The organism is Sinomonas sp., assembly GCF_051955515.1.
Lineage (GTDB): Bacteria > Actinomycetota > Actinomycetes > Actinomycetales > Micrococcaceae > Sinomonas.
Genome location: NZ_JBQCGQ010000148.1, coordinates 1 through 18,711 on the forward strand (window position 1 = coordinate 1; position 18,711 = coordinate 18,711).

17 protein-coding genes are annotated in these 18,711 nt (G+C 70.3%); 15 read left to right on the plus strand and 2 right to left on the minus strand.

Going from position 1 to position 18,711, the window contains the following annotated elements; all coding sequences use genetic code 11:
• Nucleotides 1-25 precede the first annotated feature (25 nt).
• Entirely contained in the window at nucleotides 26-1,792 is a 1,767-nt protein-coding gene (locus ACTHL9_RS08200; protein WP_440518359.1) for a glycoside hydrolase family 15 protein, read from the minus strand.
• A gap of 141 nt (nucleotides 1,793-1,933) precedes the next feature.
• On the opposite strand from ACTHL9_RS08200, the gene ACTHL9_RS08205 reads away from it, so the two are divergent.
• From ACTHL9_RS08205 to ACTHL9_RS08215, 3 genes are read left to right on the plus strand one after another with little or no spacing between them, the layout of a single operon-like run.
• Complete coding sequence (locus ACTHL9_RS08205) at nucleotides 1,934-2,911, plus strand: aldose 1-epimerase family protein (protein WP_440518360.1); 978 nt, start codon at nucleotides 1,934-1,936, stop codon at nucleotides 2,909-2,911.
• A 35-nt stretch (nucleotides 2,912-2,946) separates the two neighbouring features.
• Nucleotides 2,947-3,966 carry an SDR family oxidoreductase gene (locus ACTHL9_RS08210; RefSeq protein ID WP_440518361.1) on the plus strand — a complete coding sequence of 340 codons (1,020 nt, stop codon included), beginning with the start codon at nucleotides 2,947-2,949 and terminating at the stop codon, nucleotides 3,964-3,966.
• Nucleotides 3,963-4,280, plus strand: a complete 318-nt coding sequence (locus ACTHL9_RS08215; RefSeq protein ID WP_440518362.1) for a hypothetical protein — start codon at nucleotides 3,963-3,965, stop codon at nucleotides 4,278-4,280. Before ACTHL9_RS08210 ends, ACTHL9_RS08215 begins: the two co-directional genes overlap by 4 nt.
• A 1-nt stretch (nucleotide 4,281) precedes the next feature.
• Here the strand turns inward: ACTHL9_RS08215 and ACTHL9_RS08220 are convergent, their stop codons facing one another.
• On the minus strand, nucleotides 4,282-4,767 hold the full coding sequence (locus ACTHL9_RS08220) for a MarR family winged helix-turn-helix transcriptional regulator (protein WP_440518363.1): 486 nt from the start codon (nucleotides 4,765-4,767) through the stop codon (nucleotides 4,282-4,284).
• A 78-nt stretch (nucleotides 4,768-4,845) separates the two neighbouring features.
• On the opposite strand from ACTHL9_RS08220, the gene ACTHL9_RS08225 reads away from it, so the two are divergent.
• The 12 genes from ACTHL9_RS08225 to ACTHL9_RS08280 form a co-directional block, all read left to right on the plus strand.
• Nucleotides 4,846-5,298, plus strand: coding sequence for a hypothetical protein (locus tag ACTHL9_RS08225; RefSeq protein WP_440518364.1), 453 nt, complete (start codon nucleotides 4,846-4,848; stop codon nucleotides 5,296-5,298).
• Nucleotides 5,295-5,939, plus strand: coding sequence for a gluconate 2-dehydrogenase subunit 3 family protein (locus ACTHL9_RS08230; protein WP_440518365.1), 645 nt, complete (start codon nucleotides 5,295-5,297; stop codon nucleotides 5,937-5,939). The genes ACTHL9_RS08225 and ACTHL9_RS08230 overlap by 4 nt, the downstream gene beginning before the upstream one ends.
• Nucleotides 5,936-7,558: a GMC family oxidoreductase gene (locus tag ACTHL9_RS08235; RefSeq protein ID WP_440518366.1), complete on the plus strand. Its 1,623-nt coding sequence runs from the start codon at nucleotides 5,936-5,938 to the stop codon at nucleotides 7,556-7,558. Before ACTHL9_RS08230 ends, ACTHL9_RS08235 begins: the two co-directional genes overlap by 4 nt.
• A 1-nt stretch (nucleotide 7,559) precedes the next feature.
• Complete coding sequence (locus ACTHL9_RS08240; RefSeq protein ID WP_440518367.1) at nucleotides 7,560-9,356, plus strand: thiamine pyrophosphate-requiring protein; 1,797 nt, start codon at nucleotides 7,560-7,562, stop codon at nucleotides 9,354-9,356.
• Nucleotides 9,357-9,366: 10 nt separating this feature from the next.
• Nucleotides 9,367-9,780 (plus strand): low affinity iron permease family protein, encoded by a 414-nt coding sequence (locus ACTHL9_RS08245; protein WP_440518368.1) that lies wholly within the window; start codon nucleotides 9,367-9,369, stop codon nucleotides 9,778-9,780.
• Complete coding sequence (locus ACTHL9_RS08250; protein ID WP_440518369.1) at nucleotides 9,777-10,202, plus strand: hypothetical protein; 426 nt, start codon at nucleotides 9,777-9,779, stop codon at nucleotides 10,200-10,202. The genes ACTHL9_RS08245 and ACTHL9_RS08250 overlap by 4 nt, the downstream gene beginning before the upstream one ends.
• 54 nt (nucleotides 10,203-10,256) lie before the next feature.
• Nucleotides 10,257-10,643: a hypothetical protein gene (locus ACTHL9_RS08255; RefSeq protein ID WP_440518370.1), complete on the plus strand. Its 387-nt coding sequence runs from the start codon at nucleotides 10,257-10,259 to the stop codon at nucleotides 10,641-10,643.
• 19 nt (nucleotides 10,644-10,662) lie between these two features.
• Complete coding sequence (locus ACTHL9_RS08260; protein ID WP_440518375.1) at nucleotides 10,663-11,814, plus strand: cation:proton antiporter; 1,152 nt, start codon at nucleotides 10,663-10,665, stop codon at nucleotides 11,812-11,814.
• 118 nt (nucleotides 11,815-11,932) lie between these two features.
• Entirely contained in the window at nucleotides 11,933-13,060 is a 1,128-nt protein-coding gene (locus tag ACTHL9_RS08265) for a sulfite oxidase (RefSeq protein WP_440518371.1), read from the plus strand.
• Between the two features lie 43 nt (nucleotides 13,061-13,103).
• Nucleotides 13,104-13,541 (plus strand): VOC family protein, encoded by a 438-nt coding sequence (locus ACTHL9_RS08270; protein ID WP_440518372.1) that lies wholly within the window; start codon nucleotides 13,104-13,106, stop codon nucleotides 13,539-13,541.
• A gap of 96 nt (nucleotides 13,542-13,637) precedes the next feature.
• Entirely contained in the window at nucleotides 13,638-14,258 is a 621-nt protein-coding gene (locus ACTHL9_RS08275; RefSeq protein ID WP_440518373.1) for a DUF4232 domain-containing protein, read from the plus strand.
• A gap of 37 nt (nucleotides 14,259-14,295) precedes the next feature.
• Nucleotides 14,296-18,711: ATP-dependent helicase (locus tag ACTHL9_RS08280; RefSeq protein WP_440518374.1), on the plus strand; the 4,416-nt coding region annotated here is incomplete at its 3' end.

The window sequence follows — 18,711 nt, forward strand, 5'->3', positions numbered from 1 at the left end:
CCTTATTGGCTGCACCGAGGCCAACTCAGGCCTGAAGGCCTCCCCACGGCGGCGGCTCGTCGGCTAGCCGCCGCGAGGCCTCGAGCATCGCGGCGTGGACGAACGCCTGAGGGAAGTTTCCGCGCAATTGGCGCTGTTCGACGTCGTACTCCTCCGTGAAGAGCCCCGGCGTGCCGCACGCGGCCCGGTTCCGCTCGAACCAGCGCGCCGCCTCAAGCGGCTTGTCGCTCTGGTGCAAGGCCATGGCGAGGTCGAAGCCGCACAGGAGGAACGCACCCTCGGAGCGGTCGAGCGGTCGGCGGTCCTGCCGGAAGCGGTAGAGGTAGCCGTTGTCGGCGAGATCCTTGCGGATGGCCTCGAGCGTCGCCACGGATCGGGGATCCTGAGGTGCGAGGGCGCCGCGCAGCACCGGACGGAGGAGGGCGGCGTCCACCCTGCTGTCGGTCGGCGAGCGCTGCCAGCGCCCGCTCGGGTGGAGGCAGTCCTCGGTGACATCGGCGATGAGCCGGTCCGCCTGAGCAGACCATTGGGCGCCCTGCCTGGCGGGGGCATGCCGCCCGATGGCCCGCAGACCCGCAGCGCAGATGAGCCGGGAATGGGTCCACCGCTCGTTGTTGAGCTCCCACATGCCGGCGTCGGGCTCGCTGTGGCGCTTGGCGATCGCGTCGGCCGCGGCCTCGGCGGCCTTCCACTGGTCGAGGTCGAGCCGGTCGTTCTCCGCGGCGGCGGAGAAGAGCAGCAGGGCCTCGCCGAAGGCGTCGAGCTGGAACTGCTGGTTCACCCAGTTGCCCGCCTTGCTGGACCCGCCCGGATAGCCGGGCAGGCCGACGTCGTGCTCATCGGGGACCCGACCGCCGTCGACCGTGTAAGCGGGCCGCATGTTGGGGCCGTCCTCGAGAAGCCGCGCGGCCACAAAGCTCACGGCATCGTCGAGCAGCGGGAACTCCTTGCAGGCGGCGACAGCGACGCCCACGAAGCACTGGTCACGGATCCACGCGTACCGGTAGTCGTAGTTGCGCTTCTGCTCCGCCCGCTCGGGCAGGCCCATGGTCGCAGCGGCGACCATCGCTCCCCCTGCGCCGGTGAGGCCGCGCAGCACGGCGTAGGACTGCCGCGCGTCGTCGGGGGCGATGGTGTTCTCGAACTCGGGCACCTGCCGGTGCCAGCCGTACTCGGTGGCGGTCCAGGTCTGGTCGGGCTGGATCAGCTCGTCCGGGAGCTCCACGTCGGAGACCTCGAGGACCAAGTCATGGTGCCGGCCCTCGGGAAGTTTGACCACGAACTCGATCTCGCCACCCGGCGCCTTCGCCTCGGCCGCCCCGCTGAGCCTGATCCGGAGCGGCCCGCTTCTCGCGGTCCAGATCCCCTCGTCCTCGCGCAGCCGCCCCATGGCGTGGTGGCCGAAGCCGGCGCGGACGTCGACGACGACGCGCACCTCCGCCGTGCCCTCCACCGCCCGGATCCGGCGGAGCAGGATGGCACGGTGCGGGTCGCCGGGGTAGGCGAGGGCCTCGCGGCATTCGATGATGCCCTCGCTCGTGATCCAGCGGCTGACCCAGATGAGCGTGCCGTCCTCGTACTGCCCGCCCCACACGAAGCGGCGATCGGTGGGCGTGACCGCGAAGCAGCCGCGGCCCCCGAGCAGAGTGGAGAAGACGGCTTCGTCGTGCCATTTGGGGACGCACATCCAGGCGAGGTCCCCTCGGGGGCCGAGCAGTGCGGCCCGAACCCCGTCCGCGAGCATGGCGTACTCCCGCAGGACGTGCGGCTGGAACTCGTTGGCATCAGCCATGCGGCAACGGTAGCGCAACAGTTGCGGCCACGCAATCACTGCGGCGCCTCTCGCCTCGTTTCTGCGAGTTTGTGTTTGACTCCATCCGTTGCGGGTACGCAACCATTGCGTTAAGATCGCCACTTAGGAGGAGGCAGCCTCATGGACATGCCAGACCCCGGGGCCCCAAGGGCCGCCCTGAGAGGGCCATGGCCGCCCTCAGGGCGGCAGCACACCATTTCGCTCGGGGACCAGCGCGTCTTCCTCACGGAGGTCGGCGCAGCCCTGCGCCAGTACGACGTCGGAGGCCGCTCGCTGCTCGACGGCTACGCGGAGCACGAGATGTGCACGGGAGCCCGCGGCCAGTCGCTCATCCCCTGGCCCAACCGGATCGCCGGCGGCCGTTACACGTGGCAGGGACGCACCGAGCAGCTCGACCTGAGCGAGCCCGAGAAGGGCGGGGCCATCCACGGTCTCACCCGCTGGGCGAACTGGACCGTTGAGCACAGCACGGAGAGCAGCATCAGCTTCGCGCACACCCTGCACGCCTGCCAGGGCTGGCCCTGGGTGCTCGAATGCCACCTCGAGTACACGCTCGACGCCGATGGCCTCACCGTGCGGACCACCGCCATCAACCGCAGCAGCACGCCCTGCCCCTACGGCACGGGCGCGCACCCCTACCTGAGCGTGGGCACACCGCACATCGACCGCGCTTTGGTCCGCGTCCCCGGCTCCGTCTACCTCCCCGTGGACGAGGAGGGCATCCCCACCGGGCGGGAGAGCGTGGAGGGCACCCAGTACGACCTCCGCGAGCTCCAGCCGCTCGGGGACCGGCACATCGACGTCACCTTCACCGACTTAGAGCGCGACGACGACGGCCGGGCCCGTGTGCACCTCGCCCGCCCCGATGGGTCGGCGCCGGTCGCGCTGTGGGTCGACGAGACCTACCCCTACTTCGAGATCTTCACCGGCGACACCCTCCCCCAGGAGGACCGCCACCGCACAGGCCTCGGCGTGGAGCCGATGACCTGCGCCCCCAACGCCTTCAACTCGCGCGAGGGGCTCATCACGCTCGCACCCGGAGAGTCGCACACCGGGACGTGGGGGATCGAACCGGAACCAGCACCCCGAGGGGAATGACCCTCATGCCCGCGAAAGCCGAAGGAGAAGTCCACATGCGCAGAGCACGTCGCGTCGTCGTCGTCACCGGATCGAGCGGGGGGATCGGCCGCGCGTCGGCGATCGCCTTCGGGAAGGAGGGCGACGCCGTCGCCCTCCTTGCGCGTGGCGAGGCCGGGCTCGCCGGGGCCGCCGCCGAGGTGGAGGCCGCGGGCGGGAAGGCGCTCACCATCTCCGTGGACGTCGCCGACGCGGAAGCGCTCGACGCCGCTGCGGAGCGCGTCGAGCGCGAGCTCGGACCGATCGACGTCTGGGTGAACGTCGCCTTCACGTCCGTGTTCTCGAAGTTCGACGAGATCAAGCCCGAGGAATTCAAGCGGGTCACCGAGGTGACCTATCTCGGGTACGTGTACGGCACGATGTCCGCGCTCAAGCGCATGCGGCCGCGGAACAGCGGGACGATCGTGCAGGTTGGCTCCGCGCTCGCGTACCGGGGAATCCCGCTGCAGAGCGCCTACTGCGGGGCCAAGCACGCGATCCAGGGCTTCAACGAGTCGCTGAGGACCGAGCTGCTCCACGAGCACAGCCGGATCCGGACCACCATGGTCCAGATGCCGGCCGTGAACACGCCGCAGTTCTCGTGGGTCCTCTCGCGCCTGCCGAACCAGGCCCAGCCGGTGCCGCCGATCTACCAGCCCGAGGTCGCGGCGAAGGGCGTGGTGCACGCGGCCGCGCATCCCGAACGCCGCGAGTACTGGGTAGGCGGGAGCACCGCGGCCACCCTCATCGCCAACGCGATCATGCCCGGGGTGCTGGACCGGTATCTCGCGAAGACCGGCTTCAAGTCCCAGCAGACCTCGGACCGCCGGGATCCGAACCAGCCCGCGAACCTGTGGGAGCCGGCCGATGCCTCGCGCGACTTCGGGACACACGGCATCTTCGACAACAAGTCCTCCTCCCGCAGCTACCAGCTCATGGCCTCACAGCACCACGGTGCGGTGGCCGCGGCGGCAGGCGCAGTCCTCGCGGGGGCCGCGGCCGTCGTCGGCACCCTCGTGGCGAAGGCTTCGCGATGAAGCCGCTCGAGGTGCTCCGCGCAGCCTACGGCGCGGCCGAGCTGCTCATTCCGGGGACGGTGGAGCGTCTCCTCGTCGGGACGACGCCGGACGCCCGCGCGCGGAAGGCCATCCGGATCCTCGGTGCGCGGCACCTCCTCCAGGCCGCCGTGACCGCCCGTGGCGGGCGGACGATGCATCACTTCGGCGGCGGGGTGGACACCCTCCACGCGCTCACGATGGTGGGGCTCGCCGCCTTCGACCCAGAGCGACGCCGGGCTGCGACGGCGAATGCCGCGATCGCGCTCGCGTTTGCGGCGGGGGAATTCCGGTGAATCAGCTGTTGAGGCCGAGGGTGAATCGGCCATCCTCGGTGCCGAGCCCACCCCCGGCGTTCGCGAAGGTGGCCATCGCCGAGGCGACGCTCTCGCGGGAGGCAGCCGGAATGTTCTCGATGACCTTCGCGATCGCCTTGCGGCGATGCTCCATCACGGACTCCACAAGGTCCCGCCCGGACTGGGTGACATCGAGCTGGAGGAAGCGGCGGTCTGCCGGGTCCTCCCGCCGGCTGAGCAGCCCGGCCACCACGAGGCGCTCGCACGTGCGCGTGGCGTTGGAAGGGTGCACCCCGAGCTCCCTGGCCACGGCGCCGAGGTTCTGCGGGCCCTGGAGCGCAATGAGCACGAGGACGCGCAGCTGCGGCGTGGTGACGAGATCCTCGACCTCCACCACCGACTGCGCAGCGACGTGGAGCAGCACATCTGCCGCCCGCAGGGCGGCGTCGACCTGCTCGCGTCGACCACTGAATGCGCTTTTCTCCACGCGCCCAGTATCCCCCCATCGGTTGCGTCATCGCAAAGCTTGCGCAACCACAGTTGTCTCGTAGAGAAGGAGCCGCAGATGCGAAACACGCCCGACGACGTCCGGCACGGGATCGACCGGCTGCTCAGGAACGTCGAGACAGGCCGGTTCGAGCGGTCCCTCTCGGCGCTGACCGCAGCCGGAGCCCTTGTGACGGCCGCCGAGATCTACCTCGAACACGATAAGGCGAGCTTCGGCAATCCGTGGATGTGGGCGCCCGTGGCGCTCGGCCCCGTCGGGGCGGCCGCCGGGGTTGCGGGAGTGTTCAGCCGCCGCATGGCCAAGACGGCGCTGCCCGTAGCCAGCGCGGCGATCGTGGCCAACGGCCTCCAGGGAACGTACCTCCACCTGCGCGGCATCGCCCAGAAGCCTGGCGGGTTCTCCAACCTGCGCTACAACGTGGAGATGGGCCCGCCGCTCCTGGCTCCCCTGCTCGTGACCCTGGTTGGCGGGATGGGACTGCTCGCCGCCGTGCTGAGGAGGGAGAAGTGAGCCTCCCCCTCTCCCCCCGCGACGGCGGCGAGCGCTACCCCGGCTTCAGCTCCGTGGACGAATCGGACCACTGGGACCAGGCGACGCAGGGAGCCGTCCTGGTCCGGCTGGGCCTGCCCCCGGACATCCGCTTCTTCACGCCGCGCGAAGAGGCCGTGGCCCGGGCCCTTTTCGACCAGCTGCTCGACCAGCAGTCGGACCCCCGGGTACCCGTGGTGAACATGGTGGACAGCCGCCTGGCCGAGGCGGAGACCGACGGCTGGCGGTACGCGGACCTGCCCGAGGACGGCCAGGCCTGGCGCGAGACGCTCGCTGCCTTGGACCGGGACGCAGTCGAGCGGCACGGCCAGGGCTTCCCCGAGGTGACGCTGGACCAGCAGGCCTCCCTGCTCCGGGCCGTCCAGGATCTCGGTTCCAAGAAGTGGCATGGCATGACGTCGGCTCGCGTGTGGAGCCTCTGGACCCGCTACGCGTGCACGGCCTTCTACTCCCACCCGTGGGCGTGGGACGAGATCGGCTTCCCCGGCCCCGCGTACCCGCGCGGCTACAAGAACCTCGGCCTCGACCGGCTCGAGCCGTTCGAGGTGCGGGACGCGCGCCCAGATCAGGACCCGGCCGCGAAGGCAGGAGGTGACGGATGAGCGCCGTCCGCGAGCGCAACTCCTCGGCCTGGCTGCTCCCGCCGCGCCCCGGGATCGACCACGGGCTGCGGAAGGACATGCGCCGCTTCGAGGACCAGGACGAGGTGGACATCGCGATCGTCGGCTGCGGCGCCGGCGGGTCGACCATGCTGCAGCGTCTGGCCCGTGCCGGGTGGAGCGCCGTGGCGTTCGACGCCGGCCCCTTCTGGGACCCCGAAAGGGACTGGGTCAGCGACGAAGCCGGCTCGCATCACCTGTACTGGACCGAGCCGCGAGTGATCGACGGCTCGGACCCCGTGCCGCTCGGCTCGAACAACTCCGGCCGCGGCGTGGGCGGCTCGATGGTGCACTACGCCGGCTACACCCCGCGGTTCCATCCGAGCGACTTCCACACGTTCTCCGCCGATGGCGTGGGCGCCGACTGGCCCCTCGAATACCCAGACCTCCGGTCCTTCTATGAGGATCTGGAGGAGGAACTGCCCGTCGCGGGCGAGACCTGGCCCTGGGGCGACCAGCACACCTACCCGTACCGGCCCCATCCCGTCTCCGGGAACGGCGAGATCTTCCTGAGGGGCGCCTTCGCGAGCGGGATCACCGCGAAGGTGGGGCCCGTGGCCATCACGAACGGGCGCTTCGGCAACCGGCCGCATTGCATCTACCGCGGCTTCTGCCTCCAAGGCTGCAAGGTCAACGCCAAAGCCTCGCCGCTGATCACCCACATCCCGGACGCCCTCGCGCACGGCGCCGAGGTGCGGGCCGACTCCATGGTGACCCGCATCGGCTTCGACGAGCGCACGGGGAAGGCGACCGGCGTGCACTACGTTCGGGGCGGCGTCGAACGCTTCCAGCGTGCGCGGATCGTCGCCGTCGCCGGCTACTCCATCGAGACGCCGCGGCTCCTGCTCAACTCGGCCAACGCGCGCTTCCCCGAGGGGATGTGCAACGACTTCGACCAAGTGGGCCGGTACCTCATGGTCCAGGGCGCTCCGCAGACGGCCGGGCGGTTCGCCGCGGAGGTCCGCATGTACAAGGCGCCGCCGCCCGAGGTGAGCACAGAGGAGTTCTACGAGACGGACCCGTCGAAGCCGTACAAGCGCGGGTTCTCCATCCAGACGGTCTCGCCGCTGCCCATCACGTGGGCCGAGCACGTGGCGGCGCAAGGGCACTGGGGCGCCGAGCTGCGCCGCTACATGAGCGACTACCCCCACTGGTCCTGCCTCGGCGCGCTGTGCGAGTTCCTTCCGCTGGCGGAGAACCGCGTGACCCTCGCCGAGGAGAAGGACCGGCACGGGCTCCCGGTGGCCACGTTCTCGTACAGCCAGTGCGAGAACGACCGGCAGCTCATGGACGCCGCCCAGGCCGTCATGGAGCGCATCCTCACCGCGGCCGGCGCCGAGGAGACCATGACCGTCAAGCGCTACGCCCACCTCGTGGGCGGGGCCCGCATGGCGGCGGACGAACAGCACGGAGTGGTCGACTCCTCGGGCCGCAGCTTCGCGATCCCCAACCTGTACATCACCGACGGGAGCGTCCTGCCCACGCAGGGCAGCGCCAACCCGGCCCTGACCATCATGGCCCTCGCGGCCCGCACCGCATCAATCCTCGCCAAAGGAGACTGACATGGCATCCCAGACCGTGGCCGACTACCTGCTCTCACGCCTTCGCGAATGGAACGTGGACAAAGTCTTCGCCTTCCCCGGCGACGGCATCAACGGCATCCTCGCTGCATTCGGCAAGGCCAACAACCAGCCCAAGTTCATCCAGGCGCGGCACGAGGAGATGTCTGCCTTCGAAGCCGTGGGCTACGCGAAGTTCAGCGGCAAGGTGGGCGTCTGCATGGCCACCTCGGGTCCCGGCGCCATCCACCTGCTCAACGGCCTCTACGACGCGAAGCTCGACCACGTGCCCGTCGTCGCCATCGTGGGCCAGACCGCGCGCAGTGCCATGGGCGGGGCGTACCAGCAGGAGGTCGACCTGATGACCCTCTTCAAGGACGTCGCCTCGGACTACATCCAGATGGTCACAGTCCCCCAGCAGCTGCCCAACGTCCTGGACCGCGCCATCCGGATCGCGCTCGGCAAGCGCGCCCCCACGGCGATCATCATCCCGAGCGACGTGCAGGAACTCGAGTACGCGCCGCCGTCGCACGCGTTCAAGATGGTGCCCTCAAGCCTCGGCATCCGCTGGCCGCAGATCCAGCCCGACGACGACGCCATCCTGGGTGCCGCGGAGCTCCTGAACCAGGGCACGAAGGTCGCCATCCTCGTGGGGCAGGGCGCGCGGGGCGCAGCCGCGGAGGTGCGCGAGGTCGCCGACCTGCTCGGCGCGGGCGTGGCCAAGGCGCTCCTCGGGAAGGACGTCCTCGCGGACGACCTCCCGTACGTGACGGGTTCGATCGGGTTGTTGGGGACGCGGCCCAGCTACGAGATGATGCGGGACTGCGACACGATCCTGACCGTCGGCTCGAGCTTCCCGTACACGCAGTTCATGCCGAAGGAGGGCCAGGCCCGCGGCGTGCAGATCGACATCGATCCCGGGATGATCGGGCTCCGGTACCCGTACGAGTTCAACATCGTCGCGGATTCGGCGACGGCGCTGCGGGCCCTCATCCCGCATCTGCGCCGGAAGGAAGACCGGACGTGGCAGACGGACATCGAGTCGAAGGTCTCGCGCTGGTGGGCCACGATGCGGGCCGAGGCGATGGTCGGGGCCGACCCGGTCAACCCCATGCGCGTCTTCTCGGAGCTCTCCGACCGGCTGCCCGAGGATGCGATCATCAGCGCCGACTCGGGCTCGTCCGCCAACTGGTACGCGCGGCAGCTCAAATTCCACGGTCACATTCGCGGCTCGCTTTCGGGCAACCTCGCGACAATGGGGCCCGGCGTTCCCTATGCGATCGGCGCGAAATTCGCCCATCCGGACCGGCCGGTGATTGCTTTTGCCGGCGACGGGGCAATGCAGATGAATGGACTCAACGAGCTCATTACGATCAAGCGCTATTGGAAAGAATGGGCAGATCCCCGGCTCATCGTGGCCGTACTGCACAATGACGACCTCAATCAGGTGACGTGGGAAATGCGGGCCATGGGCGGCGCCCCGGCATTCCGGGAATCCCAGGATCTGCCGGACGTCGATTTCGCCGGAATCGCGTCGGTGCTGGGCCTCAACAGCATCACCGTCACGAGCCCGGACCAGCTGGGACCGGCGTGGGAGAAAGCCCTCGCCGCCGATCGCCCCACGCTTCTGGACGTCCACACCGACCCCGACATTCCGCCGATTCCCCCGCACGCCACCTTCGAGCAGGCCATCAACAGCGCCAAGGCCATGCTCAAGGGCGACGACAGTGCATGGGGCATCATCAAGGAAGGGGTCAAGACAAAGGCCCAGGAATTCCTGCCGCACAACAGTCAGGAGTGATGAGAGCACAATGACCACCACAGACGACCAGGGCAGCAAGCCCGATTTCTTCACCCGATTCACGTCGAAGACCGCCAAGATTCTCGGTCACGCTTGGGTGTTCGCGGCGGCGGTTGCCGTCCTGGTCGCCTGGGCGCTGAGCGGGCCGCTCCTCGGTTTCTCCGACACGTGGCAACTTGTAATCAATACGGGCACCACGATTGTGACCTTCCTGATGGTGTTCATCATCCAGAACACGCAGAACCGGGATACGGCCGCGCTGCACCTCAAGCTGGACGCGATCATGCGCGAACTGCAGATCAGCAACGCGAAGCTGTACGAGGCGGAGGAGGAGGGCGAGAAGGAACTCGACAAGCAGCGCAAACTCATGGAAGACCAAGCGTCGAAGGAGCACAGCGTCGCCTCCTCGGGGGGAGACGCATGAAGCGGGTGACCATGACGGTCCGCGTCGCCGGGGACGCCACGTCCGGAGCGCTTGCCGCCCTGACGGCGCGCGGCATCAGGGCTCGGGTCGACGGCGGCGGGGAGCCTGCCGCCGTCGTCGCCGAGGCCGAGCTCCTCGAAGGCGGCATGACGGAGTCTGCGCGGCGGGAACTCGCCGCGAAGGTCGGCGCGGCGCTCGTCGACGAGGGCATCCCGTTCGAGGAGGCGGGGTACGGCGAGTCCGCCTCACAGGGCGACCACGTCAAGTTCAGCGTCGCCGGAGTGGACTCCGACGGGCGGACGGTCGAGTTCTTCGCCCGCGACTGGGACGAGTTCGACCGGCAGTTCGAGGCCGCGTTCGGGAGGCAGCGAGGACCCGGCGACCGAGTCGAGGCACAGCGGCTGGACGACGGCGCTCCCTAGGGCCCGTCACCGGCGCGGCGTATGATGCGGCCAGCCCGCCGAAAGGAGCAGCCCGTGTCGGTCACATGGCTCGACGAGCCCGCGAAGCACGACTACCCGGCCGCCGCCGCGTACCTGGCCCTCGTCGCCAACCCTGACGAGGTCGAGTCCATCGTCGAGGCCCTCAAGGAAGCCCCCGTCACCCATCAGAAGGCCAAGGACATCCTGCGGGCCTCCCGCCTCGAGCTGCTCAACGAGGACAACGCCCACGTCCAGGCCGACCTCGAGAAGATCCGCCGCGGCGAGAAGCTCTCCCCGATCCTGCTGGTGCGCGGCAGCCTTGCCCTCGGCTTCCCCCTCCAGATCGCGGACGGCTACCATCGCGTCTGCGCCAGCTACCACACGGACGAGAACACGGACATTCCCGTGAAGATCGTCGAGCTGCCGGCGGCCGCGGACTGAGGGCTGCCCCTTGTCCTTCGTGGAGCTCTCGCTCATCTGCGTCGTCGCGCTCCTCGGGCCCCTGCTCGCCGCGAGACGCTCGTGGCACCTGCCGCTCGTGCTCGGGGAGCTGCTGGCCGGCGTCGTCATCGGGAAATCCCTCCTCAACTGGGTCGACTCCGGGAACTCGACGCTGACGTTCCTCGCGGACATCGGCTTCGCGCTCATGATGTTCGTCTCGGGCACCCACGTACCCATCCGCGACCGCACCATCCGGGCCGCCATCGGCAAGGGCGCGCTCCGCGCGGTGCTCGTGGCCGTCGTCGCCGTTGCGTTCGGCACCGGGATTGCCCTCCTGCTCGGATCCGCGAAGGCGCCCCTGTATGCGGTCCTCATCGGCTCCTCGTCCGCGGCGCTCGTCCTGCCCATCCTCGATTCGCTCGCGTTCAAAGGCCCGTCGGTCCTCGAACTCACCGCTCAAGTAGCCCTCGCGGACGTCGCGGCCATCGTCGCGCTGCCGCGCGCCCTCGCCCCCTCCCACGCCCGCCCCAAGGCGCTGGGGGCGCTCGCGGTGGCGGGGTGCGCCGTCGTCGTCTGGTGGCTCCTGCGGCACTTCGAAGCCAACGGCGCGCGGCAGCGGGTGCATCACCTCTCCGAGGAGCGGAAGTTCGCGCTCGAGCTGAGGATCCAGCTCGCAATCCTCTTCGCGCTCGCGGGGCTCGCCGTGTTCTTCAGCGTCTCGATCATGCTCGCGGGCTTCGCGTTCGGGCTCGCCGTGTCCGCCGTGGGCGAGCCGCGGAGGCTCGCGCGGCAGCTGTTCGCGCTCAACGACGGGTTCCTCGGGCCGGTGTTCTTCGTGTGGCTTGGCGCGTCGATCGACCTCCGGCAGCTCGCGGGCCATCCCGAGATGATCGGGCTGGGCCTCCTGCTCGGGGTGGGGGCCGTCGTCGCCCATGCCGCCGCGCGGCTCGCCGGGCTGCCGCTCGCGTTCGCCACGGCGTCCGCCGCTCAGCTCGGCGTGCCGGTCGCGGCCGCGACCATCGGGCGGAGCCTCGGCGTCCTGGCTCCCGGCGAGGACTCCGCGCTGCTTCTGGGCGCGCTCGTCACCATCCTGACCACGACGGCGGCCGCGAGCCTTGCCGCGCGGCGGCCGCCGGCGGGGGCTGCCGTGCCTGAGACCAGCGCTTCGTGAGGCTTGGGGCATCGCCGCGGCTTCCCCGCACCTCCGCGCCGGGCCCGGCGCGGAGGAGCGGGGCCGGCGCGGAGGAGCGGGCAGTGAGATCCGGGCCGGGCGCGCCCACACTGGCTGCATGCGAGCCAAGATCACCGCCCAGCACCGGCCGCAGCACCACACTCCCCCGGCCCCTGTTCCTGTTCCCCCGACGCCTGCGGCGCCCGTCTCCCGCGACGAGCTCATCCTCGGCCTCCGCAACCACGAGGCCCCGCTCGAGTCCCTCCGCTGGCCCGTCACGCCGCCCGGAATGCACTACGTGCTCACCCATTTCGACGTTCCCGAGATCGACCCAGTTTCGTGGCGGCTCACGATCGGCGGCGCGGTCGAGCATCCGCTCACGCTGACGCTCAGCGACCTCCAACGCAAGCCGCGGCGCACCCTGACCGTCACGCTCGAATGCGCCGGCAACGGTCGCTCGCGCCTGGACCCGCGCCCTGTCAGCCAGCCGTGGGACCTCGGCGGGTTCGGCACCGCGGAGTGGATCGGCACCCCGCTCGCGCCGCTGCTCGCGGAGGCGGGGCTCTCGCCCGACGCCGTCGACCTCGTGTTCGCGGGCGAGGACCGCGGTGTGCAGGAGGGCGTGGAGCACCAGTACGCGCGCAGCCTCACCGTTGCCGAGGCGATGGCCGACGACGTCCTCCTCGCCTACGAGATGGACGGCCGCCCCCTGCCGCCGCAGCACGGCTTCCCCGTGAGGCTCCTGGTGCCGGGCTGGTACGGGATGGCGAGCGTCAAGTGGCTGCGGTCCATCACCGCGTCGACCGAGCCCTTCGCCGGGTACCAGCAGGCGGTCGCCTACCGCTATCAGCAGGACGCGGACGACGACGGCACTCCCGTCTCGCGGATCAGGGTCCGTTCGCTGATGGTGCCTCCCGGGATTCCGGACTTCCTGACGCGGCGGCGGATCGTGGACGCGGGGCCGACGATGCTGCGGGGGCGGGCATGGTCCGGCGACGGGCATGTTGCGCGGGTCGAGGTGGCCGTCGACGGGGCGTGGGCCGAGGCGCATCTGGACGCTGCTGATGGCGCCTTCGCGTGGGTGGGATGGTCGTTCCCGTGGGTGGCGACGCCCGGGGCCCATACTCTGGCCGTCCGGGCCACCGATTCCTCGGGAGCCGTGCAGCCCCTGGAGACGCCGTGGAACCTGCGCGGCATGGGGAACAACGCGGTGCAGGTGGTCGAGGTCGAGGTGCGCGGGGGCTGACGATACCGACGCGGCCTGGAGCCCGTAGGGGTAGCCTGCCCCCATGGCATCGTTCGAGTTCGACCACATGGGCGCGGTCGTCCATGACCTCGAAGCAGTCACGCAATTCTTCGTCGCCCTCGGATTCCGCTGCGAGGGGCGGGCCGAGCTCGGCGGGACGTGGGTCGACCGGATCATCGGGCTGGAGGGGACCCAGGTCAAGATGGCGATGGTGAGCGCCCCCGATGGCAGCGGGAAACTGGAGCTCAGCGAATTCCAGTCCCCCGTCCCGGCCGACGACCGGACCGAGCTTCCCGCCAACGCGCACGGCTACCGGCACATCGCCTTCAGGGTGCCCGATATCGAGGCCGTCCTGGCGAAAGCCCAAGCGGCCGGCTACGGCACGATGGGCGAAGTCGTCGACTACGAGGACATCTATCGGCTCGCCTACATCCGCGGGCCCGAGGGCCTCATCGTCGAAGTCGCGCAGCCCCTCCGATAGCACGCAGGCCCTCCGATAGGGGGTCTGTTCCTAACGTTCTTGTGACAAAAGCTGTCACTACTTGACGCTGGTGTTACTGGAGTGAATCGTGGGACTGTGACACGCATTCTGCGCCCCGCGGTTCTTGCCTCTGCGCTGCTCGTCAGCGCCCTCTCCCTCTCCGCATGCGGCAACAACGCCACGGGCCAGACGAGCGCGAGCCCGAGCACGTCGAGCCCGACGACGTCCGCGTCCGCTTCGGCCTCTTCGAGTACGACGGCGGCCCCCGCCTCGAGCGGGAACGCCGGCGGACTTCCCGCGCGGTGCGTCTCCACTCAGCTTTCCGCGTCCCTCGGTCAGGGCGCAGGCGGGGCCGCTGGCCACGTCTACGCGAAGATCGTGCTCACGAACACCGGCTCCACTCCCTGCCTCCTGAGCGGCTTCGCGGGCCTGTCCCTGACAAACGGCCCCACAGGTGACCCCATCGGCGCGCCCGCGGACCGCGACACGTCGGCCGCCGTCGTCGACATCGTGCTGAACCCGGGCCAAGCCGGAGCCGCCGACTTCGGCTACACCCAGCCCGGCCTCTACGCGGGAAGCTGCACCCAGGTCCAAGCCGCGGGCCTGCGCGTCTATCCGCCCGAGGACTACGGCTCCCTCTTCATTGCGGACCCGCAGACCGCATGCAGCGAGGCGGGCGTCCACCTCCTGACCCTCAAGGCCTTCCAACCGATGTAGCCGTTATTCTGTCGGGCGGGTGGAGGATGATGGTCCCATGACGCCCGGAAACGCTCCCGCCCCCACTGCTGGGGTGCTCGAGCGTTTCGGGGCGGCCACGCGCGAGTGGTTCCTAGGGGCCTTCCGCGAGCCGACCCCGGCTCAGGCGGGCGCGTGGGAGGCCATTTCGTCGGGCCGGCACGCCCTCGTCGTCGCCCCGACCGGGTCCGGCAAGACCCTCGCCGCCTTCCTCTGGTCCCTCGACCGCCTCATGCGGCACGAGCCGGCAGGCCCCGCCCAAGAAGCCGACGACGACGGCGCGCTGCCCGGCTTGCCGCGCCCCCGCCGTCGTACGTCCAAGAGCAAGAACCTCACCAAAGTCCTCTATATCTCGCCGCTCAAGGCACTGGGCGTGGACGTCGAGCACAATCTGCGCGCCCCGCTCATCGGGATCTCGCAGACGGCGCGGCGGCTCGGCTCCCCCGTCCCAGACGTGAGCGTGGGAGTGCGCTCTGGTGACACGTCGGCATCTGATCGGCGCGCGCTCCTGAGCAATCCGCCGGACATCCTCATCACCACGCCGGAATCCTTGTACCTCATGCTGACGTCGCAGGCCCGGGAAACGCTCGCGGCCGTGGAGACGGTCATTGTGGACGAGGTGCATGCAGTTGCAGGCACGAAGCGCGGTGCCCACCTCGCGGTATCGCTCGAACGGCTGGACGCGATCCTGCCGAAGCCCGCCCAGCGCATTGGCCTCTCCGCAACCGTGGAACCGCGGGAGCTTGTCGCGCAATTCCTGGCCGGGCAGGCGCCCTGCGAAATCGTGGCGCCGCCCGCCGCGAAGACGTGGGAGCTGACCGTCACCGTGCCTGTGGAGGACATGAGCGACCTTCAGGCCGCGGCCGCCGCCCACGACACCGGTCCCGCCACCGGCCTCCAGCCGCAGGCCTCAATCTGGCCGCATGTGGAGGAGAAGATCGTCGACCTGATCCTCGCGAACCGTTCCACGATCGTCTTCTCGAACTCCCGTCGCCTCGCCGAGCGGCTCACGGGTCGGCTCAACGAGATCTACGCGGAACGGCAGCTCGCGGCCTCGGTGTGGGACGAACCCGTGGCTGAGAAGCCGGCCACGCGGACGCCGGCCGAGATGATGGCGCAGGCCGGGCAGACGGCGGGCGCCGACCCTGTCTTGGCGCGCGCCCACCACGGCTCCGTGTCGAAGGAGCAGCGGGCGCAGATCGAGGACGATCTCAAGTCCGGGCGGCTGCGGTGCGTTGTCGCGACCAGCAGCCTCGAACTCGGCATTGACATGGGCCTCGTGGACTTGGTCATCCAGGTGGAGTCGCCGCCGTCGGTCGCGTCGGGGCTGCAGCGCGTGGGGCGCGCGGGGCACCAGGTCGGCGAAGTGAGCCAGGGCGTCCTGTTCCCGAAGCACCGCGCGGACCTCGTTCACACCGCGATCACTGTGGAGCGCATGCTCGCCGGCCAGATCGAGGCGCTGCGCATTCCCGCCAACCCGCTGGACATCCTTGCGCAGCAGACCGTGGCGGCCACGGCATTGGGTCCGGTGGACGTCGAGGAGTGGTTCGACGTCGTCCGCCGTTCTGCGCCGTTCGCGACCCTGCCGCGGTCCGCCTTCGAGGCGACCCTCGACCTCCTCTCCGGCAAGTACCCGAGCGACGAGTTCGCCGAACTGCGCCCGCGCATCATCTGGGACCGGGATGAGGGCACGATCGAGGGCCGGCCCGGGGCACAGAGGCTCGCCGTGACGTCGGGCGGGACGATCCCGGACCGGGGTCTCTTCGGCGTGTACATCGTGGGCACCGAAGAGGAGGGTTCGGCCCGGGAGGCCGCGCGCGGCGGGCGTCGCGTGGGCGAGCTCGACGAGGAGATGGTCTACGAATCCCGCGTGGGCGACGTGTTCGCGCTCGGCGCCACGAGCTGGAAGATCGAGGACATCACGCACGACCGTGTCCTGGTCTCCCCTGCGTTCGGCCAGCCGGGCAAGCTGCCCTTCTGGAAGGGCGACGGCGTAGGCCGGCCCGTGGAGCTCGGCCGCGCCTTGGGAGCGTTCCAGCGGGAGGTGTCCGGCGCGGACCGCGAGCGCGCACAGGACCGGATCGAGGCGGCGGGACTTGACGCCTTCGCGGCGAACAACCTCCTCCAGTACCTCGACGAGCAGAAACAGGCCACCTCGGTGGTGCCGAGCGACCGGACGCTGGTGGTGGAGCGGTTCCAGGACGAACTCGGCGACTGGCGCGTGGTGCTGCATTCCTCGTTCGGCATGCCCGTCCACGCGCCGTGGGCCCTTGCGGTCGGCCAGCGGCTGAGCCAGCGCTACGGCGTGGACGGCTCGGCGATGGCGGCCGACGACGGCATCGTGCTGCGCGTGCCCATGATGGAGGACGAGCCGCCCGGGGCCGAGCTGTTCGTGTTCGAGCCGGAGGAGCTTGAGGGGATCGTGACCGACGAGGTCGGCGGCTCGGCGCTCTTCGCGGCTCGATTTCGCGAATGCGCGGCGAGGGCGCTCCTGCTCCCCCGCCAGAATCCCGCGAAGCGCCAGCCGCTCTGGCAGCAGCGGCAGCGCGCGTCCCAGCTGCTGGACGTCGCGAAGAAGTACCCGCAGTTCCCCATCATCCTCGAGGCCGTGCGCGAGTGCCTCCAGGACGTGTACGACCTGCCCGCCCTCAAGGACGTCGCAGCTGCGATGCAGCGCCGCGAGCTCCGACTCGTCGAGACGACCACGCCGCAGCCGTCCCCGTTCGCGCGGTCGCTCCTCTTCGGGTACGTCGCGCAGTTCCTGTACGAGGGCGATTCGCCGCTCGCCGAGCGCCGCGCCGCCGCCCTGTCCCTCGATTCGACGCTCCTCAACGAGCTCCTCGGCCGCGCCGAGCTGAGCGAACTTCTCGACGCCCGGGTCATTGAACAGACCGAGCGCGAACTGCAGCGGTTGGCCGAGGACCGGAAGCTCGCCGGGGTCGAGGGCACGGCGGACCTGTTGAGACTTTTGGGCCCGCTGTCGATCGCGGAAGTCGCCGAGCGCCTCCGGGAGTCGGAGGACGGAGACGCGGGCACGTATCTCGACGAACTGGGGGCCAGCAAGCGGGCCCTCGCCGTCTCGATCGCCGGGAACGAGCGCTACGCCGCGATCGAGGATGCCGCGCGGCTTCGCGACGCGCTGGGCGTTCCGCTCCCCATCGGCGTCCCGCTCGCGTTCATCGAACCGGTCGCGGATCCGCTCGGCGACCTCGTGGGCCGCTACGCCCGAACCCACGGGCCCTTCACCGCCGGCGAGGCGGCCGCGCGGCTGGGACTCGGTGTCGCCGTCGTCCATGCGACGCTCAAGCGGCTCGCCGCCGACGGGCGCGTCATCGAGGGCACCTTCCGGCCCGCGACCGGCGACGCGCCCAAGACCGGCCAGGCCGGCGAATGGTGCGAGACGGAGGTGCTGCGGAGGATCCGGCGGCGCTCGCTCGCGGCGCTGCGGGCCGACGTCGAGCCCGTGGACCAGCCGACGTTCGCGCGGTTCCTCGCGGCGTGGCAGCACATCGGCGAGGAGGGGCGCGGGTCGCTGCGGGGGCACGACGGCGTGCTCACCGTCGTCGACCAGCTCGCCGGGGTGCCGATCCCGGCGAGCGCGTGGGAGTCGCTCGTCCTGCGGCGGCGCGTCTCCGACTACTCGCCCTCGCTGCTCGACGAGCTCATGGCGAGCGGCGAGATTCTGTGGACCGGCGCGGGCGCGATCCCGGGCAGCGACGGTTGGATCAGCCTCCACCTCGCCGACTCGGCACCGCTGACGCTCGCACCGGATCCCGACTTCACGCCCGACGACGCCCAGCAGCGCCTCCTCGACTTCCTCGCCGGGGGCGGGGGGTACTTCTTCCGGCAGCTCGCCGAGGCCGCCGGGGGCATGGATTCGGTGCTGACCGATGAGGTTGCGATGCAGGCGCTGTGGGACCTCGCGTGGGCGGGTCGGATTACCGGCGACACCTTCGCGCCCGTGCGCGCGATGCTCGACGGTGGCCACACCGCGCATCGTCAGCCCTCCCGCACGCCGCGGGCCCGGACGTACGGCGGCGGCCGAGGTTCGTCCTTGCGCGGCGGACGGCTTCCGCGCGTCGGGCGTCTGGGGGCCGTTACCGGGCTCGGCTTCGATGCTCCCTCCGTGGCCGCGCCGCCCATGGCCGCGGGCCGCTGGTCCGCCGTGCCGCAGGTGCAGCTTGACCCGACCGTCAAGATGCATGCGCTCGCCGAATTGTTGATGGACCGGTACGGGGTGATCACGCGGGGGTCGGTCATGGCCGAGGACGTCACCGGCGGATTCGGCCTCCTGTACAAGGTGCTGTCGCGGCTCGAGGAGGCCGGCAAATGCCGCCGCGGCTACTTCGTGGAGAAGCTCGGCGCGGCGCAGTTCGCGGTCCCGGCCACCGTCGACCGCCTGCGGTCCTTCACTCGCGACGACGTCTCGGAGCAG

Bases quoted from the DNA above. Each gene is read 5' to 3' on its own strand.
- ACTHL9_RS08200 (WP_440518359.1), bottom strand. From the start codon at position 1,792: ATGGCTGATGCCAACGAGTTCCAGCCGCACGTCCTGCGGGAGTACGCC.
- ACTHL9_RS08205 (WP_440518360.1), top strand. From the start codon at position 1,934: ATGGACATGCCAGACCCCGGGGCCCCAAGGGCCGCCCTGAGAGGGCCA.
- ACTHL9_RS08210 (WP_440518361.1), top strand. From the start codon at position 2,947: ATGCGCAGAGCACGTCGCGTCGTCGTCGTCACCGGATCGAGCGGGGGG.
- ACTHL9_RS08215 (WP_440518362.1), top strand. From the start codon at position 3,963: ATGAAGCCGCTCGAGGTGCTCCGCGCAGCCTACGGCGCGGCCGAGCTG.
- ACTHL9_RS08225 (WP_440518364.1), top strand. From the start codon at position 4,846: ATGCGAAACACGCCCGACGACGTCCGGCACGGGATCGACCGGCTGCTC.
- ACTHL9_RS08235 (WP_440518366.1), top strand. From the start codon at position 5,936: ATGAGCGCCGTCCGCGAGCGCAACTCCTCGGCCTGGCTGCTCCCGCCG.
- ACTHL9_RS08240 (WP_440518367.1), top strand. From the start codon at position 7,560: ATGGCATCCCAGACCGTGGCCGACTACCTGCTCTCACGCCTTCGCGAA.
- ACTHL9_RS08245 (WP_440518368.1), top strand. From the start codon at position 9,367: ATGACCACCACAGACGACCAGGGCAGCAAGCCCGATTTCTTCACCCGA.
- ACTHL9_RS08250 (WP_440518369.1), top strand. From the start codon at position 9,777: ATGAAGCGGGTGACCATGACGGTCCGCGTCGCCGGGGACGCCACGTCC.
- ACTHL9_RS08265 (WP_440518371.1), top strand. From the start codon at position 11,933: ATGCGAGCCAAGATCACCGCCCAGCACCGGCCGCAGCACCACACTCCC.
- ACTHL9_RS08270 (WP_440518372.1), top strand. From the start codon at position 13,104: ATGGCATCGTTCGAGTTCGACCACATGGGCGCGGTCGTCCATGACCTC.